This is a genomic window from Paraburkholderia sp. ZP32-5, from assembly GCF_021390495.1.
In the GTDB taxonomy this organism is placed as follows: Bacteria; Pseudomonadota; Gammaproteobacteria; order Burkholderiales; family Burkholderiaceae; genus Paraburkholderia.
This window is the reverse complement of sequence record NZ_JAJEJP010000001.1, coordinates 1,771,897-1,793,921: the sequence shown is the minus strand read 5'-3', so window position 1 is coordinate 1,793,921 and position 22,025 is coordinate 1,771,897. Positions and strand designations below refer to the sequence as shown.

General features: G+C 63.2%; 5 protein-coding genes and 1 pseudogene. All 6 read right to left on the bottom strand.

The window, feature by feature from the left end; all coding sequences use genetic code 11:
* Positions 1 to 9: 9 nt before the first annotated feature.
* A complete protein-coding gene (locus tag L0U82_RS07505) occupies positions 10 to 15,285 on the bottom strand; it encodes a filamentous hemagglutinin N-terminal domain-containing protein (RefSeq protein ID WP_233829556.1) in 15,276 nt (5,091 codons plus the stop codon).
* A gap of 166 nt (positions 15,286 to 15,451) precedes the next feature.
* Positions 15,452 to 16,075, bottom strand: coding sequence for a CC0125/CC1285 family lipoprotein (locus tag L0U82_RS07500; RefSeq protein ID WP_233829552.1), 624 nt, complete (start codon positions 16,073 to 16,075; stop codon positions 15,452 to 15,454).
* A gap of 84 nt (positions 16,076 to 16,159) precedes the next feature.
* Positions 16,160 to 17,068 carry a peptidylprolyl isomerase gene (locus L0U82_RS07495; protein ID WP_233829551.1) on the bottom strand — a complete coding sequence of 303 codons (909 nt, stop codon included), beginning with the start codon at positions 17,066 to 17,068 and terminating at the stop codon, positions 16,160 to 16,162.
* A 10-nt stretch (positions 17,069 to 17,078) separates the two neighbouring features.
* Positions 17,079 to 18,851 carry a ShlB/FhaC/HecB family hemolysin secretion/activation protein gene (locus L0U82_RS07490; RefSeq protein WP_233829549.1) on the bottom strand — a complete coding sequence of 591 codons (1,773 nt, stop codon included), beginning with the start codon at positions 18,849 to 18,851 and terminating at the stop codon, positions 17,079 to 17,081.
* Between the two features lie 29 nt (positions 18,852 to 18,880).
* Complete coding sequence (locus L0U82_RS07485) at positions 18,881 to 21,046, bottom strand: two-partner secretion domain-containing protein (protein WP_233829547.1); 2,166 nt, start codon at positions 21,044 to 21,046, stop codon at positions 18,881 to 18,883.
* 781 nt (positions 21,047 to 21,827) lie between these two features.
* Positions 21,828 to 22,019, bottom strand: a pseudogene (locus L0U82_RS07480) (transposase); the annotation flags it as partial.
* Positions 22,020 to 22,025 lie beyond the last annotated feature (6 nt).

The following is a 22,025-nucleotide window of genomic DNA, read 5'->3' as shown; positions in this document are numbered from 1 at the left end:
GCGCTCCTCCTACGGTTTGGGCGTGCCGTTGACACAAATGATGCAACCTTGATTGGGGGTTGTGAACTTCCACCCTTGACTCAACACTTCCTGAGAAGTAGCCGGGGTAATGTTAACTTGGGTTCCTGCCTGATACGCAGCAAATAACCGGCGGTTGTCGAGCGTATACACAAGTCCGTTTTGCTCGTACACACGTATCGGCGGCAGGTCGGCTGGCGATATCATGCCGGATCGCAAAGCTCCGATCGTATCTTGCAGCGATGTTCCATCCTTAAACGTTGAGCTGATGCTGTCTTGCGTGAAACGAATCGAACCTGGATTCGCCAATCCGCTCAAATTACTCGGCACGCCATTGTCTGTGGCAACAAGCGTGGGCGCCTCCGGCATCCGGAACCCGGCAAACCCCGCCATGATACCCTCCGTCGCAGCACTCAATTGTGCTACGGGATAGGCGTTTGCATTCGACCCGCCCGTCGCATAGATCAGCCCACTGAATGCCCCCGCCAACGGACTGTCTAGCATCGTGACCAGCGTTGCAGCACCGACCGACGGTCCCGAGCTACTCGGGATACTCGTGAGCTGAGGGCCGGTCGCAAGTGAGGAGGGGAAACTTTCCGGCCCCGTCGCATACAGCAACGGATTCGCATACGTGTAACTCAGCCCGCCCCCCAGCGACTGCGTGTAGACCAGATTCCCGCCCGCCTGGGCCGCCTGAATCTGCCCTTGGCATCCTGCACTGCCTGTTCCACCCGCACATGCCTGAGCCAAATTCTGATCATTCTGGGCCGACAACGCAGCCAATTGATCCTGTTTGCTGACGTCCCCTGTGGCCACCGCCTGCTGATACTGCTCCGCCTGCGAAAGCGACTTGGGACTCGGTCGGACATGGTTCAGCCAGTTGTTCAGCGTCTCATTCTGAGCCGCAGTCATCGCGCCCTGAACATTGAAGCCGAGCGCCCCGGCCACGCCGCCGCTCACCAGCGTTTCGATACCGGCCAGCGCGGCCGGAGGGATGTTCCCATTCGCGTCAATGACCGGATTCAACCCGGCCGACACGGCCCCGCCAATCGCCCCTCCAGCACATCCTGTCCCTTCCGCCGCACTGGCCGCACACCCCAATGCCGCATGTGCCGCATAGTAAAGCGGACTGGTGTTACTGAAAAGACCGGACGAGTTGTTGAATTTGTCGCCGATGACGTTCGCACCTACGGCAGCAATATTGGTCACCAGATCATTTTTTAGGGCTTGTCCAAAGCTGCCGCCGTAAATTGCGGTGGAGACTGCTGCACTAACAAGTGAACGCTCCCCGACACTCAGTGCCGTCTGTCCCAGATTGGCAAGCGTGACGGATGAATCGGCGGATACAACACCATTACCGAGGTCGTTAAACCCGCTGACGTTATCCAGCCCCAAACCAGAGTCAATACCAGCTGTGAGTTCTTCGACCGCTACGGCTTTACCGACAGAACCCCAATCCACGGATCCGGTAGTAATCAGCTGACCGGCAACGCTGCCAATGAGCGCACCAGCAAGCGGACCGAGATAGAGCGACGCAACAATCTGAATCGCGGCGCTCAGCACCTGCCCCAATGGGCCGAGACCGCCCTCCTGAACAAACTGCGTATGGAGGTTATCGCTCACCGCGACCTGCGAAAACGCGCCGCCGAGTTGTTGCTGAAGCTGGCCGAGAATCATCTGCGTCCCGGCCTGATCAACTGTGCCGTCCGCATTAAGCTTCTGCAGCGCGCCGCCGATCTGATCCAGCGTCTGCACGTTCAGATCCATGTTCGCCGCGCTCATGAAGCCGCCCGGCTGAACTGTCGTCCCCGTGGTCTCGACGTAACCGCCCTTCACCTTCTGCCAGATCTGACCAACGTCAACCTGGTTTGCCTGGTTGGTCAACGAATCCGTATTGACCGTCAGGGTGTCGGAAGCATCGATGCTTCCGGCATTCAGAACACTGCCGCCACCTCCCTTGTTGAAATCGAGCGTGACGTCCTGCCCTGAAATATTCCCACCCGCCGACATCGCACTCGTATTGGCCGGCAGATAAACCTGTGGCATCAGCGCGGTGATCGTCGGACATGTCGCCGTGCCCGTCGCCGTACACGACGGATCCGGCACAGTCTGCTCGACATACCACAGCATCGGCTTGTCCAGCGCGCTGATCTGCGTTTGCGTCAGCGCATCGCCAAGCTGCAGGTTGTTCACCTCCGCATAGTCGAGCGCGTTCTGATACAGGTAGGCCTTCTCCTGCTCCGTCACCGACGTGTTCGTCTTGCTGTCGTACGTCAGCCCATCGACAAAGCTCGCCTTGCCCGTTTGCTGCAATGCCGCCTGCTGCAGCATCAGATCTTCTTCCTGCGGGTTGTAGTAGAACAGCGTCGAGCTCGGCTGAAGATTCGAAGGCAGCGCCGTGAGCAGATCCTGCGGGCTCAGATCGCCCACTGCGGACGCGCCCAGCGAATTGTCGACATACGAAGCCTTCCCCGCGACCGGCGGCGGCAGCGTCGCGCCAACGGTACGCGGCAAGGACAGATTCAATCCAGGAAGATTGAGCGGGCTGAGCGAAACCACCTGCGACGGCGCATTCACGCTCGGCGTATACGTGTTCGGGGTCGTGATGCCGTTGATCAGCTTTTGCCCGGTCAACGTCACCGACGTGCCGATCACGTTACCCACGTTCTGAATCTGCCCACCCGACGTAATCGACAGATTCGGCGCCTGGATCGTTGCAGCAATATTGCCCACCGGTTGCGGCGGGTCGATGGTGCCGCCCGTGCTCGTATAGGCGCTGCCGTAGAGCGCCGTACATTCCGCAGCCGAACCGCACGCCCATACGTCGTGGCGTTTGTCGCTGCTGAACATGCCGGTTTCCTGCACCCAGTGCGAGTGCCAGTACGCGTCCAGTGTCTGCGCTTCGTTGCTCACCGGTCCGGCAACGTTGATCGTCGCGCTATTCCCTGCCGCGATCAGACTGCCGATATTCGTCAGGCTCCCAGCGTTGATCTGCAGATTGTTCCCCGCGCTGATAACGGACGAACTGCCCGACTGCTGATCGACATACCCCTCGCAGTAGCTCTCCTTATACCCACCCGCCGTCATGCAGCCCGAGTACTGTTCCTGCGAACCATAGTTCTCATGCACAGGCACCGGCGGCGGCAAATTGTTGGTAATCGCGCCCGATACGTCCAGCGTGATGTTGTTGCCCGCGACGATGTTGCCCGACGTGTTGTTCAGGCTGCCGGCCGGCGTCGTGGAACTCGCGGTCGAGCCCACCCCGCCGATCACAATGTCGTGACCCGCAAGCAGGTTGCCATACGTATTGTTGATCTGACCAGCCGCGATCACGAGATCGTTACCCGCGTAAATCGTCGCGTCGTTCTGGTTGTAGCCGAAGGTCGTGGTGGTGGGATTTGAGCCGCGCGTGTTTCCGGCAGTACCACACGCCGAGTTTGGCACGCCTGCGGCGCAACCCGTCTGCGTGGAATAGTTCTGCTGGTTGCCACCCTGATTGGTCAGACTCGCCGCGCCAATCTGTACGTTGTTGCCGGCGTAGAGCATGCCCGCATTAACCAGGTTGCCGCCATAGACGGCCAGATTGCCGCCTGCGGCGATCATCCCGGTGGCGAACGCCGACGTCATGGAGCCACTTGCAGTCGGTGCAGTGGCAGAGGTGATATCGAAAGTATTCGGCGGAAGCATATAGACGCTGTCCGTATAGCCAGTACCCTGCACGCCGATCGTCTGCAGCGATTGAAGCTGAGCGATAAACGCGGCGTACTGCCCCTGATCGAACGTCTGCGTCGACTGGTTCAAAGATGCCGCTGCAACAGACCCGTTGCTGAGCGACTGGACGTTCAGTGTCACATTGCCTTGGGCTGCAATCTGGCCGCCCTGATTGGACAGCGAACTGGCGGTGAGCGAAATCGAATTGCCAGCCGAAATGACACCTGATGTACCCGCTTGCTGCGTAACCGTCGTTTGGTAGAGGGTCGGCAAATTCAGCGTGACAGACGCCAGTGCGGTCGGATCGGGACCCGTTCCAACAAACCAGAAGTTCTGATAGATGGGCGTACTACTATCGTTACCCTGCATTCCCACCTGAACGCTGTGCTCGTAGAAAGTTACCGTACCGGAGCCCGCAACCGGTTGGGAACCGTTCCAGGCAGACGCATTCGCGCCCACGGCCTGCGTCCCAGTGGGAGAAAGAAGATCACCGAGGGTCGCACTTACCGTATTGGATTCGGCTTGTATGAATCCATTGTCACCGCCATAAGACACGTTCGACCAGGCGGTCTGCGTTCCCACGACGGCAGACCAAAGCAGTGAGGGGTTCGTGACAACCGTGGTCGACGTGCTGGTTCCGCTCGGCTCGGTCTGATCATTCACCACCGCCCCCGCGCTGATATTGACGTTATTCCCCGCAAAGATCGACCCGCCGGTGTTATAGAGCGTCCCCCCGATATTGAAGTCGATGTCGCCCTTCGACTGCGTCAGCGCGCCCTGATTGTCGTAATTGCCCCCGGTCACAGACACCGTGCCGCCAGCCTCTACCGTCCCCCGATTCGTCGTATTCCCATTCAGCGCAAGCGTGCCGTCCGCATGCATCACCGCACCGGCAACGTTATTCAACGTCCCATTGAACGTGACGTCGCCGCCGGTCACCTGACCATAGTTGGTAAACGTCCCGCCCGTACCCAACGTCAGCGATGCCGTGCCGGTCATCACGCCACTGTTGGTCATCCCATACAGGCCATAGACGCTGACGCTCTGCCCGCCGTAATTCCACGTGCCGCTATTGCTGATCTGCCCAGCCGTGATCGACAGCGCACCGCCCTGGCTAATCGTGCCCTGCGACAGATCCAGCGTAAGACCATTGGCGCCGACGGTCATATTCCGCTGCGCGAGCAACTGGCCGCCCACGTTATAGAACGATCCCTCACCGCCGGTAATCGTCAGCGACACATCGCCCGTCGTCGGGCCACTCGGCGTATTCGGATTGCCCGCAAAAACAACGCCGTTCTGATTGTTCAGCGAACCCGCCGTGACCGACAACGCGTTCACGCCCATCAATGCGCCACCCGTATTGTTCAACCCGCCGGCAACCGACACGTTGGTCGTAGCGCCGTTCACCAATCCCGCGTTGGTGAAGTTGCTGGCGTTGACCGTCGTCGTCGCGGTCGACGCCAACGATGCGCCCGCCGCATTCGTCAAATTCGGCGCCGACACATCAAGATCGCCGCCCGCCAGCACATTGCTGGCGTTATAAAACCCATTCTGCGACGTCAGCGTAGCCGCACCCACGGCATCCACGGCGGTCCCCACCAGCGACAACTGATTCGTCGCCGCCGCCGTCAACGCCCCGCCAACCACCACATCGCCGAGCGTGACATTGGCCCCGCTCAACTGCATGTCCTGCGTCGAGACGAGCGTGGTCTGGCTCGCATCGAGCGTGCCGGTCGCCTCGACCGTGACGTTCTTCGAACCGCTTTGCGAGCCGCTCAACGTAACGTTGCCGCCGTTCAGCGTGAATTGCCCCGCCACCGTGCTGGTGCCGCTCAGCGTAAGCGTCTGCCCCGCACTGAGCATCGTATCGCCGTTCGACGACACCCCCGCCACAGTCACATTACCCGCGGTGCCGGTCACGTTCACGTTACCCATCGCGGACACCGCGCCCGTCACCGAGACGTTGTTCGCCGCGACGACCTGCACGTTGCCGCCCGATTGCAGCGCGCCGCCAAAACTCACGCTGCCGGCCGTGGATTTCGCCGTTACATCGCCGACCGCCGTCGTCGCACCGAGCGACATGTCGCCGCTCGAGGTCGCGCTGAACTGCCCGGCGCCCTGAATATCGCCGAGCGTGACGCCGCCGCCCGCGCCGATCGTGATGTCCTTGCCGAACGTCAACGCCACGCCACTGCCCATCACTGAACCGCCTGCGTCGAGCGTCGCCGACCCGACTCCGAGGAACGTGCCGCTCAGGTTCGTGTCGCCGCCCGATGTCAACGTCGTATTGCCGTTGACCAGTTCGCCGGACAACGACAGCGTGCCGCCCGCATTCGCATCGAGATTGCCTTGGCTCGTGATCGAACCGGTAACGCGCAGATTGCCGCTCGTCGCGCTCAACGCGATGTCGGAGTTCGCGCCGATCGTGCCGTTCGCGGTGAGATTGCGGCCCGCGGTCGCGGTGAACTTGTCGGCGCTCGTCGCGTTGCCGCCGATTGTGATGTCGCGTGCCGCGGTCAACGTGGTGGCCGCGCCGGAAGCCAGCGTGCCGCCGACTTGCACATCGCCGGCGCCGTTGTGTCCCTGCGCCTGCAGGGCAAGCGTTCCGTCCTCCTGCGCGGAGCCGATCGACAGATCGTTGCCGGCCGTCGCGCTCAGCGCGCCGTTGGTCGCGACGCTGCCGGTCACGCCGATGCTGCCGCCGGCATCGAGCGTCGCCTGCTGCCCGAACGCGACCGATGACGCGCTAATCGAACCGCCCGCGGTCAACGACCCAACGTTCTGCGCACTCGTGCTGCCGGTCAGCGTCATGTCGCCGCCGGACGTCAGCTGCGCATTACCGCCGGCGAGCGTTGCACCTGCAACGGTCAGCGCCTGACCGGCGCTCGCGGTCAGATTGCCCTGTGTCGTGAGATTGCCGACGCTGAGGTTGCCGCTAGTCGCCGTCAGCGCCATATCGCCAGATGCGTTGACGTCGCCGAGCGTGACGTTGCGTGCCGCATTAACGGTGGTCGTGCCACCCGTATTGATCGCGCCGGTCACGCTGGCGTCGCGCGCCGCCTGCAGCGACAGTGCGCCGAACGCGGTCGCCGCGCCGCTCACCGTGATATCGCCGCCGCCCGCGTTGCCGTTCGCCTTCACGGTGAGGTCGCCGGTCACGGACTGCACGTTCGCGAGCGCCACGCTATTACCGGCCGTCAGCGCGACGCTGCCGCCCTGCAGCGGACCGGTCAGTGCAATGTCGTTCGACGCGTTGAGCGTCGCGGTTTGCAAAAACGCCGTCGAACCCGCTCCGGCGATATTCCCCGCCGCCGTGAGCGTGCCGCCCATCTGCCCCGCCAGCGCACCGTTCAGATCGATGTCGCGGCCGGCCTGCACGGTCACCTGATTCGCCGCGGCCACCTGGCCACCGAGTTGCGTATCGAGCCCGGACGTGACATTCAGCGCGCCCGCCGTGGTGGCGGTGCCCGACAACGCGACGTTGCCGGACGTAGCGGTGGCATTCAGATCGCCGGCCGCCTGCACGGTGCCGGTCACCGAGATGTTGCGCTCGGCGTTCAACGTCTGCGAGCTGCCGTTAGCCAGCGATCCGCTGACCAGCACATCGCGCGCGGCATTGACCGTCGCCGTGCCGGCGGCGGTCGCGGTACCGGTGATCGACGCATCGCCCGCACCGGCCTTGCCTTGCGCGGTGACGGCGAGCGTGGTCGCCGAATTGACGTCGTGCAAGCTGGCGCTGTCGCCGCCATTCGCGCTGATGGCATTCGCCTGAAGCGCGCCGGTCAACGCGAGTTCGCGCTGTGCGCTCAGCGTGGCCGCGCCCGTGAACGCCTGCGTGCCCGAGCCGTTGAGATCTCGGCCCGTCGTTATCACCCCGCTGGTTCCACCGATCAGCAAACCATTCAGGCTTGCATCGCGGCCGACGTCAAGCGTCATGTCGCTAACGGCACTGGTGCTCGACGCCGTCCCCAGCGACAGATCCAGGCCTGTCGACACGGCGAGCTTGCCGCCGCTGTTGATACCGCCCGTCGCATTGAGACTGCCCGCCTGCGCGGTAACGTTCATATCGCCGACGGACTGAATCTCACCGCTGATCGCGACGTTCTGCTGCGCGGTGAGGCCGAGGCTCGAACCGCTTTCGAGTTTGCCGGCAATCGTCGCGTCGTTCTGCGCGCTCGCCGTCACGGCGCCCACCGCGGTGGCCGTGCCGTTGACGATCAGGTTGCCCGGACCGGTCGCCGTATTCGTGCCGTTGGCGGCCAGCGAGAGCGTGCCGGCCGACGTGATGTCGGTCACCGTCGCGTTGCCCGCGGCGCTCACCTGAACCGTTTGCCCCTGAATCGAACCGCCTTGCACGACATCGCGAGCCGCGCTGAGCGTCGCCGCCTGTCCAAACGCAAACGTCCCCGCGCCGATGATGTCGCGACCCGCCGCGATACTGCCCGAACCGACACCCGCCAGCGTGCCCGACACATTGACATCGCGCCCGGCATTGAAAAGCGTATCGAGCGCGGTGGTCGTCGCGCCGCCGACCGCGATATCGCGCCCGGCCTGCGCGTTCAGGCCGCCGTGGCTCGTGAGCGTGCCGGCAAGATCGATGTCGCTACCCGCCTTCAACGACGTATCGAGCGTCGAGGTCACGCTAGCCGCGCTGGCGAGGTTGATCGCCGAACCCGCTTGCGCGGCGAATGCGCCGCCGCCCGCGAAAACGCCGTTCAGGTTGACGTTATTCGCCGCATCGAGCGTCGTATTGCCGGTCACATTGGCGCTGCCGCCGAGGTTGATATCCGTGCCGGCTTGCGCGTTGAGCTCGCCGTTGCTGACAATCGCCCCCGTCGAGTTCACGCTGCCGCCCGTCGCCGTCAGCGACGTATCGCCGACCGACTGGATCACGCTCGACGTCGCGAGGTTCACATTGCCGCCCGCCTGCAAGGTCGTGGTGGCACCGCTGGTGATCGTGCCGCTGACATTCAGGTCCTGGTTTGCCGCCAGTGAAAGCGTCGATACCGACAGCACGTCGTGCACGAAAGCGGATCCACCCGCATGGGTCTGCACGGTATTGCCGCGCAGCGAACCGGTGAGGTTCGTATCGCCGCCGGAACTGAGCACGGCCGCCTGACCGAACGCCGCCGCAGCACCGCCCGCGATCGTGCCGCCCGCGCTCAGCGTACCGTTGCCCTGCGCCGCCACCGAACCGTTCATCGTCAGATTCTGGCCGGCGTCGACTGTGAGGTTGCCGAGTGCCGTCGTGCCTTGCGTACCGAGATCGACCGATTGCGCGGCGTCGATGGCGAGATTGCCGCCCGACTCCAGCGTGCCGGTGCTGGTCAGCGAACCGGCCGCATTGTGCAGACTCAGGTCGCCCGTGGTCGAACGGATCGTCCCGCTATTCGTCGTGTTAGCGCCGCCCGTCACGTCGAGCGCCTGAGTGGCTTGCAGGGTGCCGGTCACCGCGATATTGCCCGTGGCGTTCAGCGAGCCGCCCGCGAGCGAATTGACCGTACCGGCGATCGACGTACCGCCGACGCTGGTCATACTCAGCGTGCCCGTGGTCTGCAAGCTGCCGCCGACAGTGAAGTCGCCGCTGGAACTGAACGTGCCGCCGGTCAGCGAATTGATCGCGCCGGGCACGGTGAAGTTGCCGCCGCTCGTCGCGCTGAGCGTATCCGCGCTCTGCAGAATGCCGCTGACGGACAAGTCGCCGACGGCACTCAGCGTGGCCGTCGACAGCGACGCCACCGTGCCGTTGATCGTCAGCGGGCCGCCGTTCGCGGCAACCTGCAATGCGTTGTTCGATTGCACATCGTTGAGCGTCACCGCCTGGCCCGCCGTCAGCGAGACTGCCGCGCCGACCAGCGTGCCGCTGACCGTGAGGTCGTTGCCCGCGTTGACCGCCGTATCGCCGGCGAAACTGCTGGCGCCGCCCAGCGTGGCATCATGCCCCGCGCCGAGCGTCGCGCCGCTCTCGCCGACGAAGGTGCCGCCGACCGTCAGGTCGTGACCCGCGTCGAGGGTCGTCGCCCCGACCACGCTGGCCACACCCGTGAGCGACACGTCCTGCGCCGCGTCGACGTGCAGCGTGGCTTGACTGTTCAACGTTCCCGTCGACGTCACGCTGCCCGTGGTCGCCGCCACGCTCAGATCGCCCGCCGCTTCGACGGTGCCGTTCGTGCCCACCGCGATGTTGCGCTGCGCCGTCACGCCGAATTGCGCGCCGCCGGCCAGCAGACCGGCGACGTTCACGTCGCGGCCCGCCTGCACGGTCGTCGGGCCATTGCCCGTCGCGCTGGTGTCCGGTGTGCCGTCGCCGCCGCCAGCCAGCGTGCCGTTGACGATCACGTCGCGCGCCGCCTGGACGCTCGTCGCGCCGAGCGCGACCGCTGTGCCGTTGAACGTCGCGTCGCCAGCCTTTGCGACCACGCCGAATGCGCCGCTCACCTGCGCGTCAGTCAAGCTGACGTTGTTGCCGGCGCTGATCTGCAGATCGCCGGCCAGTACGCTCAGCGCACCAGTCGCGCTCACATTGCGCGCGGCCGCCAGTGTCATACCGAGTGAAGCCGCCGCCGCTGCGCCGAGCGTGATATCCGTGCCGGCCTGTACGTTGAACGAGCCGTTGGTGGCGACCGAACCCGTCGATACGACACTGCCGCTCAGCGCGGTAAAACGGGTATCGCCGACCGCCTGCAGCGGTCCGCCCAGGTCGAGGTTGCCGCCTGCGTTCAGCGTCGCCGTTGCGCCGCTCGTGACCGCGCCGGTCGTCGCGAGATCGCCATTGGCGGCGAGCGAGAGCGTCGACGCCGACGTGACGCTGTTCAGCGTGGCCGACCCGCCCGCGGACGTCTGCACGGTATTGCCGCGCAGCGAGCCGGTGAGCGTCGTATCCGCGCCGGAACTGACCGTCAGCGCCTGACCGAACGCGGCCGTTGCCGCGCCCGCAATCGTGCCGCCTGCGTTCAGCGTGCCGTTGCCTTGCGCGCCGACGGCGCCGTTCATGGTCAGATTCTGCCCGGCGTTCACCGTCAGATCGCCGAGCGCCGTGGTGCTCTGCGTGCCGAGATCGACCGATTGCGCGGCGTCGATCAGCAGGTTGCCGTTCGTCTGGATGGTGCCCACGCTCGTCAGCGAGCCCGACGCGTTGCGCAACGTCAGATCGCCATTCGACTGCACCACGCCGGTGGGCGATGTAATCGACGTGTTGCCGCCGCTGGTCACGGTCAATGCGCCCGTGCTCTCCAATGCGCCGCCGATGGCAACGTCGGACGCCGACGTCACCGATGTGGTGGACAGCGACGTCACCGTCCCGGCAAGCGCGGTTTTACCGCCGCTCGTGATAGCGAGCTGGTTCGCGCTTTGCAGCGTGCCGTTGACGGCAAAATCGCCGGCCGAATTCAGCGTGGCCGTGGACAGCGACGTGACCGTGCCGTTCACCGTCAGCGCGCCGCTGTTGGCCGCCACCTGCAACGCGCCATTGGACTGCACGTTGTTGAGCGTCACGGCCTGCGCCGCCGTCAGCGTCACAGCGGCGCCAACCAGCGAACCCGTCACCGCGAGATTGTTGCCCGCGCTCACGCCGACGTCGTTCATATAACCGATGTTGCCGCCCGCGGTCACGTCATGACCCGCGGCGAGCGTGGCGCCTTGCTGCCCCGCCAACGTGCCGCCGATCGTCAGATCATGGCCGGCCTGCAGATTCGCCGCGCCGATCGACCCGGTCGCGCCCGTCAACGCCACGTCCTGCCCGGCGCTCACGTCGAGGTTGGCCGCGCCTTGCAGCGTGCCGCTCGAGGTGACGTTGCCGGTGTGCGCGGTGATCGCGAGATTGCCGTTGGCCTGCACGACGCCGTTCGTCGCCACGCCAACGTTGCGCTGGGCGTCGAGCGTTGCTTGCGACGTGCTCGCCAGCGTGCCGTTCACCTGCACATCGCGGCCAGCCTGCAGGCTGGTCACGCCCCCTACTGCCGTTTGACCGTTGACGACCACGTCGCGCGCCGCTTGCGCGGTCAATGCGCCGACCGTCGTCATCGTGCCGTTGAACGTGATGTCGCCGCCGGTCAGCCCGTTGGGACCACCGGTGCCGCTCACGCCGTTCGCAGCGATCGTGAACGCGCCGCCGACCTGCGCGTCCGCGATGCTCGCGTTATTGCCTGCCGTGATGCGCAGGTCGTTGGTCTGCACGGCCAGCGCGCCGGTCGCGTTCAGATCGCGGCCCGCCGTGAGCGTCATGTCGCCGATCGACTGCAGCGGACCGCTCGTCGTCAAGTCGCGCCCCGCATTCAGATCGACCGTGGCATGGCTCAACACCGTGCCATTGGTGGCGAGATCGTTCGCCGCCGACAGCGACAACGTCGACGCCGCCATCACGTCGTGCAGCGTCGCCGACCCGCCCGCGCCGGTCTGCACCGTATTGCCCTGCAACGAACCGGTCAGCGTGGTATCGCCGCCGGACTGCAGCGTCGCCGCGCCGACAAACGCCGCCGCCGCCGAACCGGCGATCGCGCCGCCCGCCGTCAGCGTGCCGTTGCTCTGGCCCGTGACAGTACCGTTCATGGTCAGGTTCTGGCCGGCCTCGACGGTCAGATCGCCTTGCGCGGTCGTGTTGCGATGACCCAGGTCGACCGACTGCGCCGCGTCGATCAACAGCTTGCCGCCCGCTTGCAACGTGCCGGTGCTGGTCATTGACCCTGCCGCGTTGCGCAGCGTGACATCGCTGGTGGACAGCACCGTGCCGCCCACCGACGTATCGCCGCCGCTCGCGACCAGCAATGCGCCGACACCTTGCAGCAGTCCATTGACGCCGACATTGCCGGCCGATGTGATCGACGCGTCGGCCAGCGAATTGACGGTGCCGGAAATGACGGCATTGCCACCGTTCGTGACGCTGAGCGAATTGCTCGTCTGCAAGGTACCGGCGATATTGAAGTCGCGCGCGGCAGTGAATGCCCCGGTCGACAACGTATTGACCGTACCGGCCACCGACAGATTGCCGCCGCTTGCCACGCTCAACGCCGCGTTACTCTGCAACGTGCCGTTCACGGCGAAGTCGCCTCCGGACGTCAGCGACGCACCCACCAGCGATGTCACCGTGCCGTTGATCGTCAACGGCCCAGAGTTGGCGGCGACCTGCAATGCCGCAGTCGACTGCACATTGTTGAGCGTCGCCGCCTGACCCGCCGTCAGCGTCAGCGTGGCCATGCCGACCAGCGTGCCGCTCACGGTGAGATCGTTGGTCGCGTTCACCGTGACGTCGTGCGTAAAGCCGCTGGTGCCGCCGAGCAACGCGTCGCGCCCCGCCGTCAGCGTCGCCGTGCCCTGGCCGGCCAGCGTCCCGTCGACCGTCAGATCGCGGCCCGCGCTCAGACTGGTATTCGCCACCGCGCCGGTCGAACCGGTCAGCGCCACATCCTGGCCGGCCGTCGCGTTCAGGTTCGCCGCGGTGATCAGCGCGCCGCTGGACGTCACGTTGCCCGTCACCGCCGTCATATCCAGATCGCCGTTCGCCTGCACGGTCCCCGTGTTCGCGACCGTGACATTGCGCTGTCCGTTCAGCGCGATCTGCGCACCACTCGCGAGCGTGCCGTTCACGACGACATCGCGTGCCGCCTGCACGGCCGCCGTGCCCGTCACCTGGGTGTCGCCATTGAAGGTCGCGTCGCCGCTCGATGTGCCGTTCGCCGTGACCTGCAATGCGCCGCCCACCTGCGTATCCGCCAGCGTCGCGCTGTTGCCGGCACTCACCTGCAAATCCTGGTTGGCCTGCAACGCACCGGTAAATCGCACGTCCTGCCCGCTCGACAGCGTCACTTGCCCGCCGGCGGCAACACTGCCGCTCGACGTGAGGCTGCCCTGGGTCGCCGTCACCGTCAGATCGCCCGTGGTGAGCAAAGCGCCGCTTGCGTTCACGTTGACGTCACGCTGCGCCGTCACCTGCAGCGTGCTGCCGTTGGCCTGCCCGTTCACGTTGACATCGCGCGCCGCCTGCAGATCGGTCGCACCGCTCGTCACGGACGTGCCGTTCAGGTTGATGTCGCCCGTGCCGTCGTTGCCCTGCGCCGTCACCGCGAGTGCGCCGCTGGTCTGCACGTCACCGAGCGTGACGCTCGCGCCGCCGGTGACCGCCGTGTCGCCGATCGATTGCGTGTTCGCCAGGTTGACGTTGCCGCCCGCCGTCACCGCGAGCTTGCCGGTCGTCTGGATCGTGCCGGTCGACGTGACATCGCCGTTCGCATTGATCGTGTAGCCGTCGATGCCGACGTGCGTGCCGGTCATCGACAGATTGCCGCCAGCTTGCAGCGTCGCCTGCTGTTGCGCGGCCGAACCGTTAACCGTCAGATCACCGTTCGACGACAGCAGCAGGTCGCCGGTGTTGGCGGCCATTTGCGCGTCGGTGCGCACGCCCATGCCGGCCGCCGTGCCGATCACCTGGATCTGGCCGGCCGTCATCGCGCCGAACGCGGTGGCGTCGATGGCCAGGCCGTTGTTGATGCGACCGTTGGCGCTATTGATCGCGTTGGCGGAGTTGTCGGAGCCGTTCGCGGACGTGGCATACGTGGTGCCGTCGCTGCCCACCGCCGACGGCAGCACGAACTGCCGCCCGGCAATCGCATTGATCCGCGAGCCGGCATACAACGGCGCGTTGATGCCGATGGTTTCGCCGATCAGGTCGATCGTGCCGACCGTCCCTTCAATACCGGCGCCGGGGCCGTTCACGCCCGCATTACCTTCGATCTGGATATGGCCGCCGACCACGCTGTAGCCGATCGCCTGCGCGTTGTTGAAGTCGGTGGGCGTGCCGTTCAGGTCGCTCAGAAACTGCGGCGTGCCGGTCGAGAGCGTCACGCCGATCGTATTCGTGAAGCCGGTACCGTTGGTCGTGATGCCGTTCGGGTTCGCGATGATCACGGTGGCCGGCGCGCCGAACACTTCGAGCGGACCGTTCAGCAAACTCGCGTACGCGGCGCCCGTCGATGTGACCTGGTTGACGATCACGCTTGCGGTGCGGCCGGCCAGGTTCGCGTTCGCCTGGACATTGCCGCCTGTGAGCGACGTACCCGATATCAGGCTGTTGTTCAGAATCAGCCCGACCGGATCAATGTTGAAGCTCTGGAATTTGTTGAGTGAAATCCCCGCCGCGTTCGGTGCTGTGATGTTGACGACAGGTACGCCGCCGCTCGCCCCGGTCGACTGGGTAATTTTCGGTTGAAACGAAATCGGCGCGGTCGGGTCGGCAATTGGCGCGGCGTGCGCCATCTGCATTTCAAAGCGAATCCGCACCGCGCTCAGATCGATGATGCGCTGCCAGGCTTCGTCATCCAGACGATGACTACCGGCCGCCAGCACACCCGCCGCGTCCCGGCTTTGCTCGAACGTAATCGACAGCGGTCCCGCGAATAGTGTCAACGCGACCAGCGCCGACACTGCACGCTGCCAAACGCGATACGCACGCGTCGGCGTGGGCCAGCTCAGACGCGCGGCCTGCAGGCCGCGCTCGTGGCGCTCGTCGTGTGCGTGGCGGTTCTGCTCGAGTTGTCGTAAAGCGTTACGTGTGGACGCGTTCATGATCTTTTTCGTTTTTCTTCATTTCCTGTCAGCCGCGATGCAGGCTGGTCGATCTGCATCGCGGTAGTGGCAGTGTTTCCACCTCTGCCACACTCCGCGGTCTGGCGGAGTTGCCACCTTTTCTGTCGCGCTATCAGATGCCTGGAGCCACGCTCTTTCTTTCGAATCAGGTTCCCGCGGCGACGTCCTTCTTTGGCGCGGTGGGCAACAGGTCTTGCGCGCGTACCTTGGGCTTGCCAGGTTCGAAGACCCAGCTTTGCGGAATGTCCCTCGCTGTCTGCCCATTGCTGTGAACGAAGGGGCCCAGCTGTTCCAGCATCTCGGCCGCGTCCCAGCCGGCGACCTTCATGGAAAATACCGCGTCGTCGTTGAACATCCGGATGTCTGCCGACTCCTCATGTCTGGTTACTCCACCACCACCGCTGGGGATGATGATTGGCACGTAGTAGGCCGTTTTTTGCATCATGCTGTGGTCAAACCCCGAACTGCGGACCAGGCTGCCGGTCGGTGCAAGCGCGCCCGTCATTGCGGGGGGAACGACCATGAAGTATTTGAATCCATGCTGTTGCGTCAGCTCGGCGCAGCGGTACAGGAAGTACTTGTGCACCAGCTGTTGCGTCGAGTACCCATTGCCCCAGAACTGAACATGCAATGTCTGGCCATCGATCTGTCTGTCCTTGTACCCGCCCGTCAGACCTTCCGACTGATATGGAGTGGCGCATCCCGTCAGGGCTGCTGTCGCTGCCAGCGCCGCAATGGCAAATACCGCTTTCTTGATGTTCAACTTCATTTCCCCTATTCCTTTTTTTTTGATCAAACTCGCCAAAAGCCCCGCTGGTGTGCAAGGCAACCGCTGACCTGCCTCCGATTGCTTTTACTGCTGCTGAATGCGTGCGTTCTTCATCAGATCGACCACCACCTGTGCCGTGGCTTTCTCCAGTGCGACCTGTTCAAGCTGCTTGCGCAACGTGTCCTTGATCTGGTCATACTGAGGAACCTGTGTGGGGCGCTTTTCGTCGACACGCAGAATCCAGTACGCGTCGCCGACCTGCACCGGCGCGCTCGACACGCCGCCTTGCGGCAGCTTGACCAGCGCTTCGGCGAGCGGCTGCGGCCAGTTCTGCGTATTGCCAGGCTGGATCGGCGTCTTGAATGAAACCCAGTTGAGCGCGCCGCCTTGCGCCGCGCTGGGGCCCTGGCTGTACTGCTTCGCGAGTTGCGCGAAGTCGGTGCCCTTCTTCAGTTGCGTGAGCACGGTCTGCGCCGTATCGGCGTCTTTCACGGCAATCGCGCTCGGCTTGTATTCGTTTTCGCCCAGCGTCGCGGTGATGGCGTCGTACTTCGCCTTCACGTCGGCATCGGTGACCTGCGCCGGCTTGACCTCGTCGCGCAAATACGCGGCGGTCATCGCGGCCGTCTTCGCCTGCTCGACAGCGGCCACAACTTGCGGACGCGATTCGTAGTGCTGCTTCTCGGCGGCCTGATAAAACAGTTCGCGCGCAATCAGCTGATTCTTCACCGCCGTACGCAATGCCGGCGTGTCGGGAGCATTCAGCGCACGGACCGCCTGATCGAGTTGTTCCTGCGTGATCACGACGTTGTTGACGCGTGCCACGGCATTGGCCGGCAGTGGACCAGCGACGGCATCCACGCTCTTGTCAATGGCGGGTTTCGTGCTGGGCTTGGTGGCCGCATGAGCAGCACATGGCATACCGGCGGCAAGACCGAGCGCGATGATCAGCGCGGCGTTGCGAACCCTGACGACGAGCGGACTGTGTTTCATAGAAACCTCTTCAAAGTGACCAGTTGAGTGTGGCGAGCAGCACCGCGGCTTTTTTTCCTAGTGCGGCCGGTTGAAGCAAGGCCTGTCCGAGCAGCACCTCGCTCGTGACGGTCTGCGTGTTGTGGCGCCATTGCATGCGCGCTCCGACGCCGGTACCCATAAGCGTCGGCCAGCCACCCTGAGCGACCAGATGCGATTTGCCGCCATCGATGAATGCGTATGGCTCCAGATGTACGTCATGCCACGGCGGCACGTTCTCCCACGCGGCTTCATTGCGCAGATAAAAACCACTATCGCCGGCGATGCCGCCTTCAGTGAAACCACGCACCGAATCCATACCGCCCAGGAAGATCTGCTCGTTGCTGAACATCGCCGTGCCGCTGTACTGGCCGTGCAGTGTGCCGCGATAGGTCCACTGCGTACCGGCCAGGCTACCGAGTGCGACCTGCAACGTGGCAGTCGCATCGAATTTGGTGAACTGACTGTGCGCATCGGACTCGTCGATGTCGGTGGCGTCGTGACTGGCGGATAGCCACGGCAAACCTTCCGAAACGCCGACGTCCCACGTCGCGGCTGCCGCCTGATCGTGCGCGACGAACCGGCGCAGGCCATTCAGCGCAACACGTAGCACCGTGAGATCCTGCGGCATCAGATCAATGCCATTCACCGAACGCTCAGTGCGCATTTTGGTCAGCGTCACGTCAACGCTGGTGCGTCCGGTGCGCGAGCGGGTCAGCACATCGTTCCAACCGAGAATCTGGCTGAACGTGCGGCCTTGCAGCAATGCGACGTCGCTGATGATCTGCTGGAATTCGGATAGCGATGTCGTATAGCTGAAGGTCTGATAACCATATGGGACGGCGGCGGAAAACAGCACCGCGTTGCTGTCCTGAGTGCCGACAAAATTGAACGACAGCGACTCCTGCAAGCCGATCAGGTTGTCTGCTTCAACGCCCGCCCGGTAGCGCAGCGTGCCGGTTTGCGAACTGCCATAGTTGTCGATGCCGAGGTCGTAGAAAACGCGATCGCCATAATGGTTGGTCACGGCCACCACCGAATCACCGGGTGTCTCTCCCGGCAAAATCTGGATCTCGGCCTGGTTGCGGCGCAAGCGGTTGATCTGGTCGACGCCCTGCTCGAGATCCGGCAGTCGCAATACGTCGCCGCGGCTGTCGCCGAACGCCCACGCGGTCCCTGCATCGGTCAATAGACCGCCACCATGCGTCGTGTACCACGGCTCGTTGGGATCGCGCGGACGCAGAGGATGGCCGTTCAAAGTAAAGGCCGACACCTTGCCATCGACAATATTGATTTTCAGCGTGCCCGATGCGAGATTCTGCGCGCCAAGATAGGCTCGAGTCGTGATATAGCCTCTTGCGATGAATGCTTCGGTCACGCGGCGCAGCAGCAGATTGATGCGGTTACGGCCAAGCATCCTGCCGATGAAGGGCGCAGCGATCCGGTCAAGTTCAGCCGCGCCAAGCACGGTGTCGCCGGTGAATTCGATGTGGTCGATCCTGAACATTGGCTCGACATCGGGCAACGTCTCGACGTCGGCGCCCTCGGGCAGATTGACTACGGTCGGCTGCGCAACTTCGATCTCGGCAGGCGACTGCTGAATCTCGTCGCGCCGCTGGCGGTCGCGTCGCTCCTGCAACAGCCGTTGAGCCGGGTCCTGTTCGACGCGCGTGGGCACACTGCCCAGCGCGGCGGCGTTCGGCAAACCTGGTGGCGTTTGCGCGAATCCGTGCACCGCGGTGACACCAGCGACTAATGCGAGCATGCAACGCGCGAGGCGGAAAATAGAGCGACTCATAACCCGAGCCACGACACGAGCCCGAGATGGTTGTGATTGCCAATCGTGACCGGCGCGCGATACGGTGTGCGGATCGTGTTTACGCCACCTGCGGCGTTAATGCCGTCGGGCGCCTCGAACGCACCGCCATCGATATCCGCCTCGCCCGTGAGCTTGACCTGACCCGTGCCGGCGCTGAAAAGGCCGCCCGTATCGGTGGCAAAAATCGCCGACCATGAATTGCCGAACCACGCTTTAAGATCGTGCGAGCTATTGATCGCGCTATATCCGGGCACCGCTTGTGCAAGCGTTTTGGGTGCATCAACTGTCAGCGCGTTGACCGCAAGCACCGTACCGCCCGTATTGGTGATCTGTGAACCCGCGTTCAGCGTGATGTCTTGCGCAGCTTCGATCACGCCGCCGAACGCCTGTACCGTGCTCGACGAAGTGGAACTGCAAAAGATGAAGCAGGACTCGCGGTACGATGCCTGGCCGGTGAACACTGCCTGTGTCAGCAACGCGTCGCGCGCGACGATTGCAATCGAGCCGTTGTTCGCGAGGATCGAGCCACCGACATTAGTGACGTTCTGGCCGGAGAGGGTCAGGTTGCCGTCGTCAGCGGTGATGTAGGACAGCTTCGATGGATCTGCAATCGCCCCGTAGTCGACATCAAAGCCGCTTTCGCGGTGCTCGACGAAGAGCAGTCGCCAACTGCGGTCCGAATAGCTAACCGGTGCGCCGCCGTTAGTCCCATCCGAATGATCGACGATGTTGTTGACGTCACCGCCCGCGGTTATTGTCAGCGCCTTGTTCGACAGCATCCGGGCATTCTGGTTGGTCACCGAACCGCCGGCAGTCACCGAGAGATCGCCGTCCACGCCGAACATCACCGCGAGTTGGCCATCCGGTGTCGACTGGTTCAACACATTGCCCGTCGCATTGAGCGTAACCGCGCCGAGCGATGCCGTATCCAGCGTGTTTTTCTGCTGACCCTGGATCAGCGAACCGATGCTCGTGATGTCGCCGATGCTGGTGAGCACCACGCCGCTGGTGCCTGAGCCGATCACTGATTGAGCCGCGGCGTCCTGCGTGAGCGCAATACCCGCCCCGCTTACGTCGATACCGGTGTTGGCGAGTATGCTGCTCCCCGTCAGGCTGACGGCGCCGGTCGCATTTAGCGTCGCCGAACCACCACTCGCCTTCAGAGCCGTGTCCGATAAGGCAACGCTGTCCTTCGCCTGCAAGTCGAGATTGTTCTGCGCCGTGAGCGTCGTATTCGAGAACTGCACCGAGCCGTTCGACGACAGCGTGAAATCGCCGAGCGTCGCGTTCATCGGCCCGGCGCTGCGCACGCCCGGACCTTTGTCGGTGACGATCAGTTGGACCCGACCGCTGGACAGGCTGCCGGCCGCGGTGATGTCGATCGCGAATGAACTGGCTATTGCGGGACTTGTCGTCTGACTCAGCGTCAGCCAGTCGTTGCTGTTGTCGCCCGGAGAAACCGCCGTGTTCAGCGTGAGGTTGCTGTTGCCGGCCACGATGCGAGCATTGGCCGTCTGCGACGTAAAAGTATTGGTGAGTGGCCCATTGATCTGCACATTTTTGGCGATCATATCGAGCCCGATCAGTGCACTCACCAGTCCCTGCGGACCGACGACGATGGTGCCGGTGCTCGTGTCGAGCACGATGTCCCGCTCGGGAAGACCGGCCACCGGGACGGTGTCCTTGAAGCTGACCTGTCCGGTGGTTAGCGCGACACGGCCCGTGTTGACGAATGAACCGCCGTTAATCGTGATGCCGTTGGGATTCGCCAGTATCACGTTCGCACGCGACCCGAGCACGTCGATCTGACCGCTGATCACACTGGGAGCGGTACTGGTGACCTGATTGACGATGGTGCGCGCGTTGATGCCGACGTTGTTCAGCGAAGCTCCAGCCGCGCCGACGCTGAAACTGCTGTAGCGATTATTCGATACGCCGGCAAAGGTCGGAGCGATGTTGACCGTTTGATGGCCATTCGCAGCCGTCGACACAGTAGTCGCCGTACTACCATCCGCGGCAATGCCTGCCGCCTGAACGGTAACCGGCACAGCAATATTCAGACAGGCTAATAAGCAGGCAACGCCATACGCAATGCGCCCTCCCCCATATCTTGAGAGACGGGAATAGTATCGGTCTTCCATGCAACGATTCCACGCGATTCACAGGCTTTTGTTGTTTGATCTATTTTCGAAGCCTGTACATCGAATCAGGCATCCGTAGTCCGTTTCAGGAATGTCGGCGAGATCGGGAGAATCTTTAGTAACTTTTTAGAAACATTCTTCCAACGAAAATATGAATCTCTTTATTCATTCCCTGCAAGTGCTTATGGCGTGCGGATTTGACGCCGATCGGGACTTTGACTTGAGTACTCGTAATGCATAGAAGCAAGTCTCACGAATTATGCAATCTGTATAACTAATGCCAGTCATCTCCGGCATTCAAATGAGAATGGCGCGATATCGACAAGCGAAATTGTTCTTCTGGGACGAGGAAGTAGATCTCACCGACCTAGGTGCAAATTGGAACAATGAATGACGAGAGTCGTCGGGCTGAACGAACTGATGATCGGCGAAAGTAAGACGAAGAGTCTGAACGAGTTGTTCGATGCACGCTCCTTTTGATCACCAAATCCTTATTCGGTGTCTTCGCTGGCATCCGCGCTACGAGTTCTGTTTGCGAAGCCGGCCGATGTGAATTGCCGCTCACTATCGATAGTTGCCGTATGAATACCGCCCGGCCACGCCTGCCGAGCAGGTCCCTCGAACTCGTCGTCAATCAATTCATCGAGCAGATCGGACTTACTCCGAGGTGGCAATCCAGTGCGGACATCGTCCCGAAGAATTTATTCTTTTCGTATTCGGGCGCGTGTACTCCCTACATGCAATAAAAACGTTTCATCAATTTTTAGCTACCAAGAGCGTGCTAGGCACTTTGAAGTACTGGCACGGCATGGACAAGCATGAGCATTGCGAAGACGACCAAATGAATCCCAGCAAGAGTTTCGGGAAGCCGTTCATAGTCACGCGCGAGACGCCTGAAACGGTTGAGCCAGCCAAAGCTGCGCTCGACCACCCAGCGCCGGGGGAGCAGAACGCCCTCCTTTTCGTCTCGTCGGGTTTG